Origin of the sequence: Antarctobacter sp., from assembly GCF_048262615.1 — a bacterium.
In the GTDB taxonomy this organism is placed as follows: domain Bacteria; phylum Pseudomonadota; class Alphaproteobacteria; order Rhodobacterales; family Rhodobacteraceae; genus Antarctobacter.
Genome location: NZ_JBLXFB010000016.1, coordinates 19995 through 37026 on the forward strand (window position 1 = coordinate 19995; position 17032 = coordinate 37026).

A 17032-nucleotide genomic window follows, 5' to 3' on the forward strand; every position below is an offset into this window, starting at 1 on the left:
GGGCGGGCCGCCGCGCACCGCATCCGCCATGCACGTCATCTTTCGCGAAAGCCATGGTCTGGAAGAGACCGAGACCCCAACCGATCTGGCGCAAAGCCCGGCGGATCTGGTGGTCTTGTCGCTGTCCGATTCCGATCTGGGCGCTTTCGCTGCGGGGTGGGAGCGTGGCGGCGGGCGTGACGGTCGGATGCCCTCGCTGCGGTTGGCCAATATTGTGGCGCTGAAACACCCGCTGTCGGTGGACACCTATGTCGAGCAGACCCTTGCGGGGGCCAAGGGCATTCTGATCCGGCTGATTGGCGGCGTGCCATATTGGCCCTACGGCATCCAGCAGATCGCGGCTTTGGCGCAGGAACGCGGGATTGCCCTTGCCGTGCTGCCCGCCGATGGGCGTGCCGATGCGCGGCTGGATGAGGTCTCGACGCTGCCGGTCTCGACCCTGCGGCGGTTGCAGCATCTGTGTGATGCAGGCGGTGCGGTGGCGGCGCAGGCCGCGCTGGCGCAGATGGCGCTGGCGGCAGGGTTGTATGCCGGGCCGGTGCGGGGCACAAAACACGTGCCTGAGGTCGGCGCATGGTTGCCCGAACACGGGGTGTGCTGCCCGGCTCTGGCGCATGTGATGCCCACGCAAAAGCCGCGGGTGCTGGTGGTCTTCTATCGCTCTTACCTTGTGGCGGCGGACCTTGCCCCGGTCGAGGCCCTGTGCACGGCGCTGCGTGACCGCGGCTTTGACGTCATGGGCCTGTTTGCCCCCTCGTTAAAAGCCCCGGGGGCGGCGGCGTGGATGGCGCGGCAGGTCGCGCATCTGGCCCCTGCGGCAATCGTCAACGCGACCTCGTTTTCCGGGCGCGGGGCTGCGGGCACCTCGCCACTGGATGCGGGCGGCGTGCCGGTGTTTCAGGTGGCGCTGGCGACCTCGACCCGCGCCGCTTGGGCCGAGGCAGAGCGCGGTCTGTCGCCTGCCGATCTGGCGATGCATGTGGTTCTTCCGGAGGTGGATGGACGGCTGTTTGCCGGTGTGACCTCGTTCAAGGAGCCACAGGCCCGCGACCCTGATCTGCAATTCGCGCGGGTTGCCCATGTGCCGGATGCCGCGCGTGTGGCGGCGGTGGCAGAGCGGGTGGCGCGCTGGGTCGGACTGGGTGCGACACCTGCGGCAGAGCGTCGGCTGGCATTGGTGCTGTCGACCTATCCGGGGCGCGACTGGAACATGGCGCATGCGGTGGGTCTGGATGCAATGGCCTCGGCCTCGGCCATTCTGGAGGATCTGGATGAGGCAGGGTATGCGGTAGAAACAGGGATTTCCGCCGAGGCGCTGGCGGCAGAACGTCTGACGTGGTCCTTGGCCGACTATAAATCCGCATTGTCACGTCTTCCCATGGAGTTGCGGGATGATCTTGCGAAGGCGTGGGGCGCGCCGGAGGAGGATGCGGATTGCGTTGACGGGGTGTTCTCCTTTCGGGCGCTGAGACGTGGCGCGGCCTTGGTGGCGCTGCAACCGGAACGCGGAACGCCGGAACAGCGCGGCGACGACTACCACGATCTGTCCCGCGTGCCGCGCCACGCCTACGTTGCGTTTTACCTGTGGCTGCAAGGTCAGGCCGATGCGCTGATCCACATCGGCGCGCATGGCACGCTGGAGTGGCTGCCGGGCAAATCCGTTGCTTTGTCGGAGGCATGCTGGCCAGAGGCCCTGATCGGTCAGATGCCGGTGATCTACCCCTTTATCGTCAACGATCCCGGCGAGGCGGCGCAGGCCAAACGCCGCATCGGGGCGGTGACGCTGGGCCATGTCCCGCCGCCGCTGCGCGAGGCGAGCGTGCCGGACCGGCTGTCGCGGCTGGAGGCGTTGCTGGACGAGTTCTCGAACGCCGACGGGCTGGACCCACGGCGGCGGGATCGCTTGATGCAGGACATCAGGGATGAGGCGCAAGCCGTTGGTGTCGAAGGCGATCTTGGGATTTCGACTAACACTTGCCCGTCTGAGGCGATTACCCGGATCGACCGGTTTGTCTGTGACGTCAAGGAAAGCCAGTTCGGCGACGGGCTGCATGTCTGGGGCCGGAGTTACGATTTTTCGCCGAAAAATCGCCCCGCCTTCGATGTGGCACCCTCGGCGGCGGCGGAGCGTCGCGCGCTATTGGAGGCATTGGACGGGCGGCGGATCGCCTCTGGTCCGTCGGGGTCGCCGTACCGGGGGCGCACGGATGTGCTGCCGACCGGGCGCAACCTCTATACCACCGATCCCCGTTCGGTGCCGACGCGCAGCGCTTATGCGCAGGGCGTGCGGCTGGCCGAGGAACTGGTGCGGCGGCATTTGCAGGACGAGGGCGACTGGCCCAAGGGATTGATCGTCGATCTCTGGGGGTCGGCCACCATGCGCACGGCGGGAGAGGAATTCGCCATGGCGCTGCACCTGCTGGGGGTGCGGCCCGTCTGGGACGCGGGCAGTGACCGGGTCAGCGGCATCGAGGTGCTGACCATCGCGGAACTGGACCGCCCCCGGATCGATGTGACCCTGCGGGTGTCCGGCCTGTTCCGGGATGTGTTTCCGACATTGTCAGTGCTCTTTGGGCAGGCGGTCAAGACCCTGAGCCTGCGGGACGAAGCGCCCGACTGGAACCCCTTTGTCGGGCAGGCGGGCGCACGGGTTTATGGCCCGGCACCGGGCAGCTTTGGCTTGGGGATCGGGGCGCAGATCGGCGACTATTCCGATGCGGCGCGGCAGGCGGCGGGACAGGCGTGGCTGACGGCGTCAAGCTGGGCGTATGACGAAGGAGAGGGCACACGCGATGATGCCGGCCTGCGCGCAAGGGTGCGCCGCGCCGACAGTTTTGTGCACCTTCAGGACCTGCCGGAGACCGACCTGCTATTGGCAGAGGATTACGCCAGCCACGAGGCGGGTTTTGCCGCCGCACAGGGCGTGACCGGCGGGCAGGCGGCGCTCTATCACCTTGACAACACCGACCCGGCAAAGCCCCGTGCGCGGGGCCTGACAGAGGAAATCGCCCGTGTCGTTCAGGCGCGGGCGGCCAATCCGGCGTGGATCGACGGCATGCGGCGTCATGGCTTCCGGGGCGCGGCAGAGATTGCCGCGACGCTGGAAAACATGGCGGCCTTTGCGCAACTGGCGGAGGTCGTGCCGGGCCATCTGTTTGATCTATATTTCGACGCGACCCTGGGCAATACGGACGTCACACAGTTCCTCGAACTGGCCAATCCCGAGGCGCTGGCAGCGATGCGCGCGCGCTTTGCCGCGCTGCATGAGGCGGGCCTGTGGCAGACACGGCGCAACTCGATCCTCGCATCATTGGAGGCGGCGCAGTGAGCGCGCCTCAGGTCAAGGGCTGGTGCCCCGGTGCCTTTCGCCCGATGATGTCGGGCGACGGGCTGGTGGTCCGGGTGCGCCCGCCCTTGGGGGCGATCAGCGCGGCGCAGGCCACCGGTTTGGCCGATCTGGCAGAGCGCCACGGCAGCGGTGTCGTTGAGACAACGGCGCGGGCCAACCTGCAACTGCGCGGCGTGTCCGAGGTGGCCTATCCGGCCTTGATGCAGGACCTGCGCGCGCTGGGATTGCTGGGGGATGCGGACAGCGAGGCCCGCCGCAACCTTGTGCTGGACCCGTTCCGCGCGCCGGGAACGGAAGAAATCGCGCGGGGGCTGCTAGAGGGCCTGTCGAGGTCTGAGTTCTCTGGACTGCCCGGCAAGTTCGGTTTTGTGATCGATCCCGGCACGCCCCGGCGGTTGGCCGGGATCAGTGGCGATATTCGGATCGAAGGCGCGGCAGGTGGGATGATCCTGCGCGCTGACGGCTCTGCGACCGGGCGGCGTTTGCGTGACAGCGAAGAGGCGGTCACCCAAGCACTCGATCTGGCGCGGTGGTTCCTGAACAGTGGCGGTGTCGGCGCGGACGGGCGGGGACGCATGGCGCGGCATCTGATGGGGGGAAGGGGGCTGTTGCCATCAGGGCTGTGCGGCGATGTCGCCCCCGCTGAACCCGTCCCGGCCCCCGCGCCGGGACCTCGGGACGGTGGCCTCTGCGCCGCCGCCGCCTTTGGTCAGTTCAGCGCGGCGGCCCTGCGTACCTTGGCCGAGGCGGGCGGCCCGATCCGGGTGACGCCCTACCGGATGCTCTACCTGCCTGACGTGATGATCCAGCCGGACCACCCGGACCTGATCCTTGACCCGCAGGACCCGCTGAGGCGGGTGCAGGCCTGCACCGGCGCACCCGGTTGCCCGCAGGCCAGCGTCACCACCCGCGACCTTGCGCGCCGCCTTGCCCGCCGCATCCCGGACGGCCAGATCTGGCACATATCGGGCTGCGCCAAGGGCTGCGCCTTTCCGCGCAATGCGGACCTCACTTTGGTCGGGCGCGACGGCGCATTCGACCTTGTCAAGCAAGGGACCCCGTGGGATGACCCCATCCGCCGCGGGCTGAGCCCTTTGGAAATCGACAAACAAATCAGGCCCTGAACCCATGCCCTATACATACGAAAAAGACGGCGCGGCCATCTATAAGGAAAGCTTTGCCACCATCCGGGCGGAGGCCGATCTGGACCGCTTTGCCCCTGACGCCGAACAGGTGGTGGTGCGCATGATCCATGCGGCGGGCCTTGTCGGGCTGGAACGCGACGTCAAGGTCTCGACCGGCATGGTCGCGGCGGCCCGCGCGGCGTTGGAACGCGGCGCGCCGATCTTTTGCGACGCCTACATGGTGTCCGAGGGTGTGACCCGCAAACGTCTGCCTGCGGGCAATGACGTGATCTGCACCCTGCGCGACGCGTCGGTGCCGGAACTGGCGGCGAAACTCGGCACCACCCGGTCGGCGGCGGCGCTGGAACTGTGGCGGTCCCGGCTGGAGGGCGCGCTGGTGGCCATCGGCAATGCGCCGACCGCGCTGTTTCACCTGCTGGAAATGCTGGAGGACCCGGAGTGCCCGCGCCCGGCGGCGATCATCGGCTGCCCGGTCGGTTTTGTCGGGGCGCGCGAATCCAAGGACGCCCTATGGCAGGCGCAGCCGGTACCGTCGCTGATTGTCGAGGGGCGGTTGGGCGGCAGCGCCATCACCGTCGCCGCCATCAACGCCATCGCGAGCCGCGCAGAATGAGGGGCGGGACGGTCTATGGCACCGGCCTTGGCCCCGGTGATCCCGAACTGATGAGCGTGCGCGCCGACAGGCTGGTGCGCCGCACACGCCACGTCGCCTATTTCCGCAAGGCGGGCCGGTCAGGCCGCGCACGCAGCATCGTCAACGGTATGCTACGTGAGGACGTGGTGGAATTCGCCATGGAGTACCCCGTCACTACCGAGATTCCGCTGAGCGACCCGCGCTACAATGATATTCTGTCGGCCTTTTACGGCGACTGCGTGGCGCATCTCAAGGCACTGGTGGCGGCGGGGGAGGATGTGGTGGTGCTCTGTGAGGGCGATCCGTTTTTCTACGGCTCCTTCATGCATCTCTATACCCGCCTGCGCGGTGAGGTGCCGGTGCGGGTGGTGCCTGCAATCACCGGCATGTCAGCGGCCTGGACCGCGACGGGTGAGCCGATCACATGGGGCGATGATGTCCTGAGCGTGCTGATGGCGACCCTGCCCGAGGACGAACTGGCCGCGCGTATGGCGGATGCCGACGCGCTGGTGGTGATGAAGATCGGTCGCAATATGCCGCGCGTGCGCGCCGCCTTGGAAAAGGCGGGCAAACTGGACCGCGCTTGGTTGGTGGAATGCGCCAGCATGGATGGACAGGCGGTGATGAAACTGACCGAGGCGGATGACCGCGTCTCGCCCTATTTCTCTATCGTGATCGTTCACGGACAGGGGCGCAGGCCATGACCGGCTGGGTTGTGATCGCGGGCCTTGGGCCGGGGGATGAGACGCTTGTCACGCCCGAGGTCACGGCGGCATTGGCCGACGCAACGGACATCGTCGGCTACATTCCTTACGTCCGCCGCATTGCGCCACGCGATGGGCTGCGCCTGCACGAAAGCGACAACCGGGTGGAACTGGATCGCTCGCGTCACGCGCTGGAAATGGCGGCAGAGGGGCGGCGTGTGGTTGTGGTCTCCTCCGGCGATCCGGGGGTCTTTGCCATGGCCTCGGCAGTGTTCGAGGCGGTGGAGGCGGGGCCATCACAGTGGCGCGCGCTGGAGATCCGCGTGTTGCCGGGCATCACCGCGATGCTGGCAGCGGCGGCAAAGGCGGGGGCTCCGCTTGGCCATGACTTCTGCGCCATCAACCTCAGCGACAACCTCAAACCCTGGGCGCTGATCGAAAAGCGCCTGCGACTGGCAGCAGAGGCGGATTTCGCCATGGGGTTCTACAACCCCCGCTCCAAGTCCCGGCCCGAGGGGTTTGGCCGCGCGCTGGACGTGCTGCGCGAGGCGTGTGAGCCTGAGCGTGTGATCATCTTCGCCCGCGCCGTATCCACCCCCGAAGAGGCGTTGCGTGTGGTGCATCTGCGCGATGCCACGCCGGACATGGCGGACATGCGCACGGTTGTCTTGGTCGGCTCATCCCTGACGCGGATCATTGAACGTGAGGGCGCGGACCCGTGGGTCTATACGCCCAGATCGGTCCCGGCATGAGCGACCCAGTCCAGCACCTCCTGCGGCGTTGCGACCTCGCGCCGGTCGGGCAGGGCGGGGCGGTCAATCATCAGGACCGGCAGGTTCAGCGCGCGCGCGGCCTCCAGCTTGGCCGAAGCACCTGTACCGCCCGCGTTCTTGGAGACGATCAACTCGATCCCGTGCTGTTCCATCAGCGCGCGGTCGCCGTCCACAGTGAACGGCCCACGGTCCACTACGACGTTGTATTGCGGAAACGGCGGCGGGGTTTTGGGCGGATCGACAAGACGCAACAGGTAGGTGTGCTGCGGGTTGGGCGCAAAGTCATCCAGATGCATCCGGCCCACGGCCAGCATCACGCGACGCCCCGGACCGTCCAGCGCCCGCACGGCAGCGGGAATGTCCGGCACATGGGTCCAGTTGTCGCCGGGCTGCGCCTGCCATGCGGGCCGGGTGAGCGCCAGCATCGGGATGCCCGCCTCTGCGGCGGCATGCACGGCGTTGCGGCTCATTTGTGCGGCAAAGGGATGGGTGGCGTCCACCAGATACGTGATTCCGTGGTCGCGGATGTAGCGGCTCAACCCCGCGACCCCGCCAAAGCCGCCCACGCGTTGCGGCAACGGCTGGCGGCGCGGGCGGTCCACCCGTCCGGCAAAGCTGACCGTGCCGTGCAGGCCGCGGTCCGCCATCAGGTTGGCCAATGCAGTCGCCTCTGTCGTGCCGCCAAGGATCAAGAGGGTCGGGGTCATGGCTGAGGGCGCTCCGTGGCTGACGATCATCGGTCTGGGCGAAGATGGACCGGACGGCCTGACAGGTGCAAGCCGTGCCGCCCTTGAGGCAGCGGAAATCGTCATGGGGCCGCCGCGTCACCTGTCACTGTTGCCTGACCTGCCGGGGCAGCGGGTGGACTGGCCGGTGCCTTTTGCCGACGGGCTGGACCTGTTGGCGGGGTTTTCCGGGCGGCAGGTTGTTGTGCTGGCCTCGGGTGATCCGTTCTGGTTTGGCGCGGGCAGCGTGATCGCACGGCGGTTTGCGCGCGGTGACTGGCGTGCCCTGCCGGGGCCTTCGGTCTTTTCGCTGGCGGCGGCGCACCTTGGCTGGCCGCTGGAAAAGGTGCTGTGCCTTGGCCATCATGCGGCCCCGCTGACGCGGTTGCGACCGCATCTGGCGCGCGGTGTGCAGATGATTGTGACATTGCGCGACGGGGCGGCGGTCAGGGATCTTGCCGCCTACCTGTCGACCCTTGGCTTTGGCGCGTCACAGCTCTGGGTGATGGAGGCTATGGGCGGGCCGCGTGAAAGGGTCACAGAGGTGCGGGCCGACGTGGTGCCGGAGGGCTTCGAACACCCGGTTGCGGTGGCCGTGCAGGTCGCGGGTGAGGGCAAGCCCTTACCGCACGCCTCGGGGCTGGACGACGGGGTCTTTCACAGCGACGGGGTGATGACCAAACGCCCGGTGCGGGCGCTGACCCTGTCGGCGCTGGCCCCGAAGCCTTTTGAGGTTCTCTGGGACATCGGCGGTGGCTCCGGCAGCGTCGGGATCGAGTGGTTGCTGTGCCATCCGACAACCGAGGCCATCGCCATTGAGCCGCGCGCCGACCGGATCGGGTTGATCACGGCGAATGCCACCGCGCTGGGCGTGGATCGCCTGCGCGTGGTTGAGGGCAAAGCCCCTGAGGCGCTGGCGGATCTGCCGACACCGGATGCGGTCTTTATCGGCGGCGGATTGAGCGTCGCGTTGTTGGACTGGCTATACGCGCATGTGCCAGCGGGCACACGGCTGGTCGCCAATGCCGTCACGCTGGAAAGCGAGGCGGTACTGATGGCCGCCCATCGTGCGCGGGGCGGCACCCTGTTTCGGATCGAATTGTCAGAGGCAGCGCCTTTGGGGCCCCGCACCGGCTGGAAGGCGGCCTATCCGGTGGTGCAATGGAGTGTGGTTCTGTGATCGTGGCAGGCTTTGGGTTTCGCGCGGCGGCGACGGTCAGCAGCCTTGAAGACGCGCTGGACCGGACAGGGCACGCGCTGGAGGTTCATGCGCTTGCCACCGCGTCGGACAAGGCCGAAACGCCCGCCTTTGCCGCAATGGCCGCGCTGGCCGGCCTGCCGGTCCTTGCGATAGACGGCGACAGGCTGCGCGCGCAGGACACGGAAACGCAGTCGCCAGACAGCCTTGCCGCGCGTGGCACCGGCAGTGTGGCCGAGGCGGCGGCGCTGGCGGCGGCAGGACCGGGCGCGCGGCTGATCGCGCCGCGCGTGGTGTCCGCCGACAAAATGGCCACCTGCGCGCTGGCACAGACCGCTAAAGGAGACGACACATGACGGTGCATTTCATCGGGGCCGGACCGGGGGCGGCGGACCTGCTGACCCTGCGCGGGCGCGACCTGATCGCCGCCTGTCCGGTTTGCCTGTACGCCGGGTCATTGGTGCCCGAGGCGGTGCTGGCGCATTGCCCCGAAGGCGCGCGGATCGTGAACACCGCGCCTTTGGATCTGGATGCCATCATCGCCGAAATTGGCAATGCCCATGAGGCGGGACTAGACGTGGCGCGGCTACATTCCGGGGATTTGTCGGTCTGGTCCGCGATGGGCGAACAACTGCGCAGGCTGGACGCGTTGGGCATTCCCTATGATGTGACCCCCGGTGTGCCGTCCTTTGCGGCGGCGGCGGCGGCGCTGGCGGTGGAACTGACGGTGCCGGAGATCGCGCAATCGGTGGTGCTGACCCGCACGCAAGGGCGCGCGTCTCCGATGCCCAAGGGTGAAAGCCTTGCCAATTTCGCAGCCACCGGCGCGACACTGGCCTTGCACCTGTCGGTGGGACATTTGGAAAAGGTGCAAACCGAACTGGTGCCGCACTACGGCGCGGATTGCCCGGTGGCGCTGGTCTACCGCGCCAGTTGGCCGGATCAGCGGGTGATCCGCTGCACGCTGGGCAATCTTACAGACGCCGTGGATGAAGGCATCTCGCGCACCGCATTGATCCTTGTTGGCAAGGCATTGGGAGCGGGTTTGACGGCCGAAAGCCAGCTGTATTCGGCGGATTATGACAGACGCTATCGGCCGCAAAGCGCCGACAGCCCATGGGCGGAGTGGCAACATGGCGATGATTGAGATTCCTCCGGGCCTGATGATTTCGGCCCCGGCCTCTGGCACGGGCAAGACCACGGTGATGCTGGGCCTTTTGCGCGCGTTGCGCGATGCGGGGCAGGTGGTGCAGCCGTTCAAATCCGGGCCGGATTACATCGACCCGGCCTTTCACTTTGCCGCCAGCGGGCGGGCGTCCTTCAACCTTGATACTTGGGCGATGGACGGCGGCTTGCTGGACGCGATCAGCGGGCAGGCGGCAGGGGCGGACATCTGCATCGGCGAAGGGTCGATGGGGCTGTATGATGGCGTGGCGACTCGCGGGCAGTCGGGTTATGGCTCCTCGGCTGAGACGGCCTTGCGCATGGGCTGGCCCGTGGTGCTGGTCGTCGATGTGGGCGGGCAGGCGCAATCGGCGGCGGCCACGGCGCTGGGGTTCCGCCAGTACATGCCGGACCTGCCCTTTGCGGGCGTCATCCTGAACCGCTGCGCCTCTCCCCGGCACGAACGCCTGACCCGGCTGGGGATGGAGCGTGCGGGGATCGAGGTGCTGGGCGTGCTGCCCCGCAACGGCGATCTGACCCTGCCGGAACGGCACCTCGGCCTGATACAGGCCGTCGAACACCCCGATCTGGAGGCCGCCATCAGCGGCTATGCCGAATTCCTGCGCGCCAATGTGGACCTTGACCGCATCCGGGCTGCGGCCTCGGGCGGTGGCACCGCTGGGGGCGCACTTCCTCGGCCCCCCGCGCAACGGATCGCGCTGGCGCGGGACGCGGCGTTTTCCTTCACCTATCCGCATCAGCTAGAGGGCTGGCGCGCGGCTGGGGCCGAGATCCTGCCGTTTTCGCCCCTCGCGGATGAGGCACCGGATGCCTCTGCCGATCTGGTCTGGTTGCCCGGAGGATACCCTGAATTGCACGCCGGGCGATTGGCGGCGGCAGAGACATTCCGCTCTGGTTTGCGGGCCTTCGCACAAACGCGCCCGGTGCATGGCGAATGTGGGGGGTATATGGCGCTTGGCGCCGCATTGGTCGACAAAGAGGGCGTTTCGCATCAGATGGCGGGCCTTTTGGGGCTGGTGACGTCTTATGAAAAGCGCAAGTTCCACCTTGGCTACAGGCGCGCTGTCTTGCAGGCGGGCCTGTCCGGCTATGTCCCCGGCACGGCCCTGCGCGGGCATGAGTTCCACTATTCCACCATCCTCGACCAGCCCGACGCGCCCTTGGCGGCGGTGGCTGACGCGGATGGCAACCCGGTGCCAGAGACCGGATCGCTCCGCGGCCATGTGTCGGGCACCTTCTTTCACCTGATCGCGGCGGAGGCATCATGAGCGGTTTTGTCAGTTTCGTCGGCAGCGGGCCGGGCGATCCCGAGCTTTTGACGCTCAAGGCTGTGGACCGTCTGAAACGTGCCGATGCGGTGCTGTTTGACGATCTGTCCTCTGGCCCGATCCTCAGCCATGTGCGCCCCGGCGCTGACCTGATCGGCGTGGGCAAACGGGCCGGGCGGCTGTCGCCAAAGCAGCACCATGTCAGTCAGTTGCTGGTGGAGTATGCTCAGGAGGGTGGGCGCATCGTGCGGCTGAAGTCCGGCGACTCGGGTCTGTTCGGACGGCTGGAAGAAGAGCAGGTGGCGCTGCGGGCGGCGGGGATCGCCTATGAGATCATCCCCGGTATCCCCTCGGCTGTGGCGGCGGCGGCGGCCTGTGGCATCCCGCTGACCCGGCGGTTGACCGCGCGGCGGGTGCAGTTTGTGACCGGCCATGACGTCAGCGGTGAGTTGCCCGAGGATCTGGATTTGCAGGCGCTGGCCGATCCCAGCGCGATGACCGTGGTGTTCATGGGCAAGCGGACCTTTCCGAAGCTGGCGGCGGCGCTGTTCGAAAAGGGCCTGCCAGAGGCGACGCCGGCTATTCTGGCCGAGGCGGTCGGCACGGCGGAGCAAAGCCTGCATCGCGACACGGTGGCGGGTCTGTCGGCGCGGCTGGCGGGGGAAATCGGGACCAAGCCGGCGCTGATCCTGTACGGGCCGATGGCCGAGTTTGGGGTCGGTTATGACTGAGCTGTGGCTCGTGGGCATCGGCACCGGCAATCCGGAGCATGTGACGCTGGAGGGGCAGCGGGCGCTGCGGGAGGCGGCGGTGGTGCTGATCCCGCGCAAGGGCGCGGCCAAGGAGGATCTGGCGGAGTTGCGGCTGGGGATCCTGCGGGCCTCAGGGTCGGACGCGCAGGTGATCCCCTTTGAGATGCCTGTCCGGGACGAGAGCCTGCCCTATGCCGAGCGGGTCGAGCAGTGGCACGATGAGATTGCGACCCGTTGGGTGGCGGCCTTGGAGGGCGCGTCGGAGGGGCCGGTGGCGCTGTTGGTCTGGGGCGATCCGGGGCTGTATGACAGCACGCTGAGGATTGCCGCCCGGTTGGACCCTGCGCCACGGGTCAGGGTGGTGCCGGGGGTGACGGCCTTGCAGGCGCTGACCTCGGCCCATGCGGTGCCGTTCAATACGGTGAATGGGGCCGTGGTGGTCACGACGGGGCGGCGGCTGCGGGATCATGGCTGGCCTGAGGGGGCCGGGACCGTAGTGGTCATGCTGGACGGGGCGTGTTCGTTTCAGAGCCTTGATCCCACCGGCATTTCGATCTGGTGGGGTGGTTTTCTGGGCATGCCCGAGCAGGTGCTGGAGGCGGGGCCTTTGGCGGAGGCTGGGCCGAAAATTGTGGCCACGCGGGCCGAGGCAAGGGCGAGACATGGCTGGATCATGGACACCTATTTGATGCGGCGCGATTGAGCCTGTCCACATGTGGCGGCAAAGGTGACGTAGCGTCTTCAATGGCTTGCAGAGACGGTTTTACCAGTCGTTAGGAAAGGCCGCGTGCCGGAGACGGCGGGAATTCCGCACTCGGCACCAGAGGTCGAGGTGTTAGACTGCTGCGCGAATCCTTTGCCCGGAGTCCGCTTTTCAGATGCCGATTGCCCGCCTTGCCGCCGCCGCCTCGATCCTTGCCCTGACCACTACTGCCCACGCGCAGGATCTGATGCTGTTCCCGCCAGAGACATTTGGGCAGGTCGTCGCGCCACAGAGGGAATCCCTGCTGGGCGATGTGCAGCTAGAGGCGCAGGTGGGGGCCTATAACAACGAGTTCATTTCCAATTATGGGCCGAATTCGGTCTTTGCCCGCACGGGCCGCGCGGTGGGGATGGTGCAGATCCTGACCAATGTGGGCCACGCGCCCTGCACCGGTTTTCTGGTGGAGGGCAACAAGCTGATCACCAACCACCATTGCGTGCCCGGTATCCTGAAAAACCCCCAGATGATCGAAAAGGGGGCCACCAGCATCGCGGCGGTGCAGTTTCATGCCGGGTTCCTGCGCGACGGGCTGGACGACGGGGTCAAGACCTTCCACGTCAACCCGGTGCCGCTGGAGACAAGCGAGGCGCTGGATTACACGGTTCTGCAAGTGCTGGGCGATGCCAACGCGGAATTCGGCGCGCTGGAATTGTCGGCGGCGCTGCCCTCTGACCGCGATCCGTTCTGGGTGATCGGCCACCCGATGGGCGAGGCGCAACGCATCAGCCGTGAGAAGTGTCGGGCGGACAGTCCGGCAATTGCCAAACAGCGGCTGCGTCATACCTGCGATACGTTGCCGGGCAATTCCGGCTCTCCGGTGATTGACGCGGGCAGCCAGAAGGTGATTGCCCTGCACAATGCGGGCAGCCGGGCGGGCGAAGTGAATTTCGCCGTGCCGATGGCAGAGATCTTGGCGCAGTCCAAGGTGTTGACGGCGAGCGCGGGCGGTGCAGCGGACGGTGATCTATCTGCACTGCAAGCCGAAGTGGCGCGACTGCGGGCGGAACGCGACGCGGCGGGGGTTGCGGCCAAGGCTACGGCGGATCGTTTGGCCAAGGAAAGAGCAGACCGGGACCGACTGGCGCTTGAAGAGGCGGATCGGTTTGCCTTGGAGAAGGCCAAGGCGGACAGGGTGGCGGCGCTTAAAGCCGAGCGTGATCTGCGGGCCTGCTACAGGCTGGCGGGTTTTAAAGATCATCCAGATCGCGCCACCGGAAGCATGCGCCCCGTCGGTGTAGAATTTGACGAAATTGATGCCGACCGTGCGATCCCCGCCTGCAAAACAGCCCTGGAAAGCAATGCGACCCATCCGATAATGTTGGCGTTTCTTGGCCGCGCCTACGCATCGGGGGGGCAGTATAAAGAGGCAATTGAGGCCTATACACGCGCTGGTGACTTGGGCGATCCGCTCGCGCAATTCAATCTTGGTAAGATGTACCAAATTGGTCAAGGTATTGCGCAATCAGACAAGATCGCCGCAGAGTGGTTCCGCAAGGCCGCGGATCAGGGGTATGCGCCTGCGCTACGCAATCTTGGTGTGATGTACCAAACCGGCCGGGGAGTTGCGCAATCAGACAAGATCGCTGCGGATTGGTACCGCAAAGCCGCGGATCAAGGGGACGCGGTTGGGCAAACAGTCCTTGGATTCATGTACGAAAACGGCAGAGCAGGTCCGACATCCCCGAAAGAGGCTGCAAAGCTGTATATCAAGGGGTTGCAAGGAGGCATTGACTGGGTTGTTACCCGCAACGCTTCGGATTGGTCTGTCGCGACGGCTATGGCGATGCAGCAAGAGCTGACGGCCTTGGGGCACTATTCCGGTCCCATCGACGGGGATATGGGCCCGTCTTCGCGGGCGGCCATGCGGGCCTTGCTGTCAGAGTGAGGCCTTTGTTTTGGTGGGGGTGTTTGGGTCCTAGCCTTAGACCGGCACCAATTGCCCCTCTGCCAGCTCCAGCGCGCAGGGGGCGATGGCCTTGCGGAACGCGGGGTCGTGGGACACCAGCAGGATCGGCAGCGGCAGGGCCGTCAGGATTTCGGTCAGGCGGGCGGCGTTCTTTGGGTCGAGCGCGTTGGTGGGTTCGTCCAGCAAGAGCACTTCGGGGTTCATGGCGAGGACGGTGGCGAGGGTCACAAGGCGCTTTTCGCCGCCGGATAGTTTATGCGTGACGCGGTCGCGCAGGTGGTGCAGGTCCAGATCGTCCAGCAGGCGGTCGGTGATCTCCAGCGCCTCGGCGCGGGTCTTGCCAAGGTTGAGGGGGCCGAATGCCACGTCCTCGGCCACGGTGGGGCAGAACAGTTGGTCGTCGGGGTCCTGGAACACCAGACCGATGCGGCGGCGGACCTCATGAAAGTGTTTTTCGCGGCTGCGGGGATGGTCAAAGACGGTGACGGTCCCGGCGGTGGGCCGTTGCAGGCCAAGGATCATCCGCAGCAGAGTGCTTTTGCCCGCGCCATTGGCACCGGTGATCGACAGCCGTTCCCCCGCGCCCAGTTGCATGGAGGCCCCCGACAGCACCGGGGCCTGACCGGGGTAGGCAAAGTGGATATCCTCAAGCTGGATCAACGCCATGTCAGGTCCAGTGCGATGAGGGCGATCAGGATCGCGGTGAGCGTGACGGCGAATATCGCGTCGGCGCGGGTGGTGCGAAAATCGTGCAGCAGCCGGATGCGGCCCGAAAAGCCCCGGCATTTCATCGCCGCCAGCACCCTCTCAGAGCGTTCGATGGCGCGGACCATCATCATGCCGACAAGATAGCCAAAGCTGCGGTAGCTGTGCCAGTTTGTGCCGGGGCGAAAGCCGCGCACCTTCATGGCGGCGCGCAGGCGCAGGTATTCGGCGCGCAGCACCTCGATATAGCGGATGGTGAACATCAGCAGATGGACCAGCGTTTCGGGGGTTTTCAGGCGATAGAGCGCGTGGCCGAGGGTGACAGGTTCCAGCGTGCCGACAAGGGTCATGAGGGTCAGAACCACGGCATTGGCGGTCAGGCCGATCTCTATGGCGCGGGCGACGCCCTGCCATGTGGCGGGATAGCCCCAGAGGGTAAAGAGGACGTCACCCGGCACGGTGAAGGGCAAGAGCGCCAGCATGAACAGGATAAAGCCGTCGACCATGGCGACACGTTTCAGGGTCGGAAGGGCGGGCAGGCGCGACAGCGCCAGCAGGGTGAGGGCGGTGGCTAGGGCGGCGGTCAGCGCGGGCAGGCTGTTCAGCGCCACCGTGGTGATGGCAAAGACCAGCGCCGCGATTATGCGCACGCGCGGGTCCAGCGCGCCGAGGCGGCTGGCGCTGCGCTCTGCCCCGGTGTCGGTCAGGGTGCTGTCGCCGTTTGAGAGGACATGTGCCATGCGTCTAGCCGTTCAGCTTGCGCCGGGCGGCGATGTAGAAGGCCAGACCGAACAGGCCAAGGATATAGCCCAGTCCGCCGAGGATGGTTTGCAGGTCGTTCTTCTCGCGGTAGGCGGCGATTTCGCGGCGCAGGGGGCGCATCTCATCGCGGACGATGCGGGCGATTTCGGCCCGGTCGGCGGCGCTGAGGCCCGCGCCGGGGGCGGCGGTTTGGGGGGGCGCGGATGGCGGGGCGGCGGCGGGGGCGACGCCCAGCAGGGCGGCGACCTCCTCGGCGGGCATGGTGGTGTCGGCGACATGGCCCGCGCCCAGATCGGCGCGGAAGGTATGGGCGACAGGGGCGGTGGGGGTATAGAGAAAGAACCCCTCGGCGTCGGTCACGGTCTCGCCCAGCAGCGCGCCATCGGGGCCGTAGACCTGTACGGTCAGATCGGGGGCCATGGCGCCGTTGGAAAAGCCGATTTCGCCCTCGATGGCGGTGCCGGAGGGAAAGACCGAGGCGATGACCTTATGCGCGGCGACAGGCAGCGGCAGGGCGCAGAGCGTCAGGATCAGGGCAAGGCGTCTCATGTCTCGGCGCCTTTCAGAGAGGTGAACAGGTCGGGTTTGACCTTGCGCGCCAGCAGCACGGCAAAGCCGGTCAGCAGCCCCTCGATGGCGATGACGGGCAGGTGCGAGACAAAGATCAGATGGGCGGCGGCGAGGAACTCCTGCCCGGTCAGCATCAGCGAGACCGCCACGCCGACGGTTGTCAGCGCGATGGCCAGCGCGCCCGCGATGCCGCCAAGGGCGGCGGCCCACGCGGGGCCGCTGCGCAGGATCAGCGGGCGAAAGGCGAGGCCCACCAGCACCGCGGGCAGCGCGATATTGACCGTGTTGATGCCCAGCACCGTCACCCCGCCAAAGCCGAAGAACACCGCCTGCAACAGCAGTCCGACAAACAGCGTCGGAAAGGCCGCCCAGCCAAGGATCAGCCCAGCCAGACCGTTGAGGATCAGATGCACCGAAGAGGGACCGACGGGCACATGGATCAGCGAGGCCACAAAGAACGCCGCCGACAGCACCCCCGCCGCCGGAATGCGTTCCAGCGGCAGGGCGCGCAGGCCAAGGGCGATGCCGCCCACCGCCGCCACCGCGCCGCCGATCACGACAGGGTTGGACAAGGCTCCGTCAACGATATGCAT

General features: G+C 66.9%; 17 protein-coding genes. 12 read left to right on the forward strand and 5 right to left on the reverse strand.

Going from position 1 to position 17032, the window contains the following annotated elements:
* Nucleotides 1–28: 28 nt before the first annotated feature.
* The 5 genes from cobN to cobJ are packed head-to-tail and all read left to right on the forward strand — an operon-like array spanning nucleotide 29 to nucleotide 6584.
* Complete coding sequence (cobN, locus tag ACN0S5_RS16480) at nucleotides 29–3328, forward strand: cobaltochelatase subunit CobN (protein ID WP_417209832.1); 3300 nt, start codon at nucleotides 29–31, stop codon at nucleotides 3326–3328.
* Nucleotides 3325–4473, forward strand: a complete 1149-nt coding sequence (locus ACN0S5_RS16485; protein WP_417209833.1) for a precorrin-3B synthase — start codon at nucleotides 3325–3327, stop codon at nucleotides 4471–4473. Before cobN ends, ACN0S5_RS16485 begins: the two co-directional genes overlap by 4 nt.
* A 4-nt stretch (nucleotides 4474–4477) precedes the next feature.
* On the forward strand, nucleotides 4478–5107 hold the full coding sequence (locus tag ACN0S5_RS16490; protein ID WP_417209834.1) for a precorrin-8X methylmutase: 630 nt from the start codon (nucleotides 4478–4480) through the stop codon (nucleotides 5105–5107).
* Entirely contained in the window at nucleotides 5104–5832 is a 729-nt protein-coding gene (locus ACN0S5_RS16495; RefSeq protein ID WP_417209835.1) for a precorrin-2 C(20)-methyltransferase, read from the forward strand. Before ACN0S5_RS16490 ends, ACN0S5_RS16495 begins: the two co-directional genes overlap by 4 nt.
* Entirely contained in the window at nucleotides 5829–6584 is a 756-nt protein-coding gene (gene cobJ, locus ACN0S5_RS16500) for a precorrin-3B C(17)-methyltransferase (protein ID WP_417209836.1), read from the forward strand. Before ACN0S5_RS16495 ends, cobJ begins: the two co-directional genes overlap by 4 nt.
* On the opposite strand, the gene ACN0S5_RS16505 is transcribed toward cobJ, so the two are convergent.
* Nucleotides 6557–7312 carry a cobalt-precorrin-6A reductase gene (locus ACN0S5_RS16505; RefSeq protein ID WP_417209837.1) on the reverse strand — a complete coding sequence of 252 codons (756 nt, stop codon included), beginning with the start codon at nucleotides 7310–7312 and terminating at the stop codon, nucleotides 6557–6559. The two genes, cobJ and ACN0S5_RS16505, sit on opposite strands and share 28 nt — an antisense overlap.
* Between ACN0S5_RS16505 and cbiE the strand changes: the two genes are divergently transcribed.
* The 7 genes from cbiE (at nucleotide 7311) to ACN0S5_RS16540 (ending at nucleotide 14381) form a co-directional block, all read left to right on the forward strand.
* A complete protein-coding gene (cbiE, locus tag ACN0S5_RS16510; protein ID WP_417209838.1) occupies nucleotides 7311–8510 on the forward strand; it encodes a precorrin-6y C5,15-methyltransferase (decarboxylating) subunit CbiE in 1200 nt (399 codons plus the stop codon). The two genes, ACN0S5_RS16505 and cbiE, sit on opposite strands and share 2 nt — an antisense overlap.
* On the forward strand, nucleotides 8507–8884 hold the full coding sequence (locus ACN0S5_RS16515; protein ID WP_417209904.1) for a cobalamin biosynthesis protein: 378 nt from the start codon (nucleotides 8507–8509) through the stop codon (nucleotides 8882–8884). The genes cbiE and ACN0S5_RS16515 overlap by 4 nt, the downstream gene beginning before the upstream one ends.
* A complete protein-coding gene (gene cobM / locus ACN0S5_RS16520; protein WP_417209839.1) occupies nucleotides 8881–9675 on the forward strand; it encodes a precorrin-4 C(11)-methyltransferase in 795 nt (264 codons plus the stop codon). Before ACN0S5_RS16515 ends, cobM begins: the two co-directional genes overlap by 4 nt.
* Nucleotides 9668–10981: a cobyrinate a,c-diamide synthase gene (locus tag ACN0S5_RS16525; protein ID WP_417209905.1), complete on the forward strand. Its 1314-nt coding sequence runs from the start codon at nucleotides 9668–9670 to the stop codon at nucleotides 10979–10981. The genes cobM and ACN0S5_RS16525 overlap by 8 nt, the downstream gene beginning before the upstream one ends.
* Complete coding sequence (cobA, locus tag ACN0S5_RS16530; RefSeq protein ID WP_417209840.1) at nucleotides 10978–11712, forward strand: uroporphyrinogen-III C-methyltransferase; 735 nt, start codon at nucleotides 10978–10980, stop codon at nucleotides 11710–11712. Before ACN0S5_RS16525 ends, cobA begins: the two co-directional genes overlap by 4 nt.
* Entirely contained in the window at nucleotides 11705–12436 is a 732-nt protein-coding gene (gene cobF / locus ACN0S5_RS16535; protein ID WP_417209841.1) for a precorrin-6A synthase (deacetylating), read from the forward strand. The genes cobA and cobF overlap by 8 nt, the downstream gene beginning before the upstream one ends.
* A gap of 175 nt (nucleotides 12437–12611) precedes the next feature.
* Nucleotides 12612–14381, forward strand: coding sequence for a trypsin-like peptidase domain-containing protein (locus tag ACN0S5_RS16540; protein ID WP_417209842.1), 1770 nt, complete (start codon nucleotides 12612–12614; stop codon nucleotides 14379–14381).
* A 36-nt stretch (nucleotides 14382–14417) separates the two neighbouring features.
* On the opposite strand, the gene ACN0S5_RS16545 is transcribed toward ACN0S5_RS16540, so the two are convergent.
* Genes ACN0S5_RS16545 through cbiM form a run of 4 tightly spaced genes read right to left on the reverse strand, consistent with a single transcriptional unit; the run spans nucleotide 14418 to nucleotide 17032 of the window.
* Complete coding sequence (locus tag ACN0S5_RS16545) at nucleotides 14418–15068, reverse strand: energy-coupling factor ABC transporter ATP-binding protein (protein ID WP_417209843.1); 651 nt, start codon at nucleotides 15066–15068, stop codon at nucleotides 14418–14420.
* Nucleotides 15059–15847 (reverse strand): cobalt ECF transporter T component CbiQ, encoded by a 789-nt coding sequence (gene cbiQ, locus ACN0S5_RS16550; RefSeq protein WP_417209844.1) that lies wholly within the window; start codon nucleotides 15845–15847, stop codon nucleotides 15059–15061. Before cbiQ ends, ACN0S5_RS16545 begins: the two co-directional genes overlap by 10 nt.
* Before the next feature lie 4 nt (nucleotides 15848–15851).
* A complete protein-coding gene (locus tag ACN0S5_RS16555; protein ID WP_417209845.1) occupies nucleotides 15852–16418 on the reverse strand; it encodes a cobalt ABC transporter permease in 567 nt (188 codons plus the stop codon).
* Nucleotides 16415–17032 (reverse strand): cobalt transporter CbiM, encoded by a 618-nt coding sequence (gene cbiM, locus ACN0S5_RS16560; protein WP_417209846.1) that lies wholly within the window; start codon nucleotides 17030–17032, stop codon nucleotides 16415–16417. Before cbiM ends, ACN0S5_RS16555 begins: the two co-directional genes overlap by 4 nt.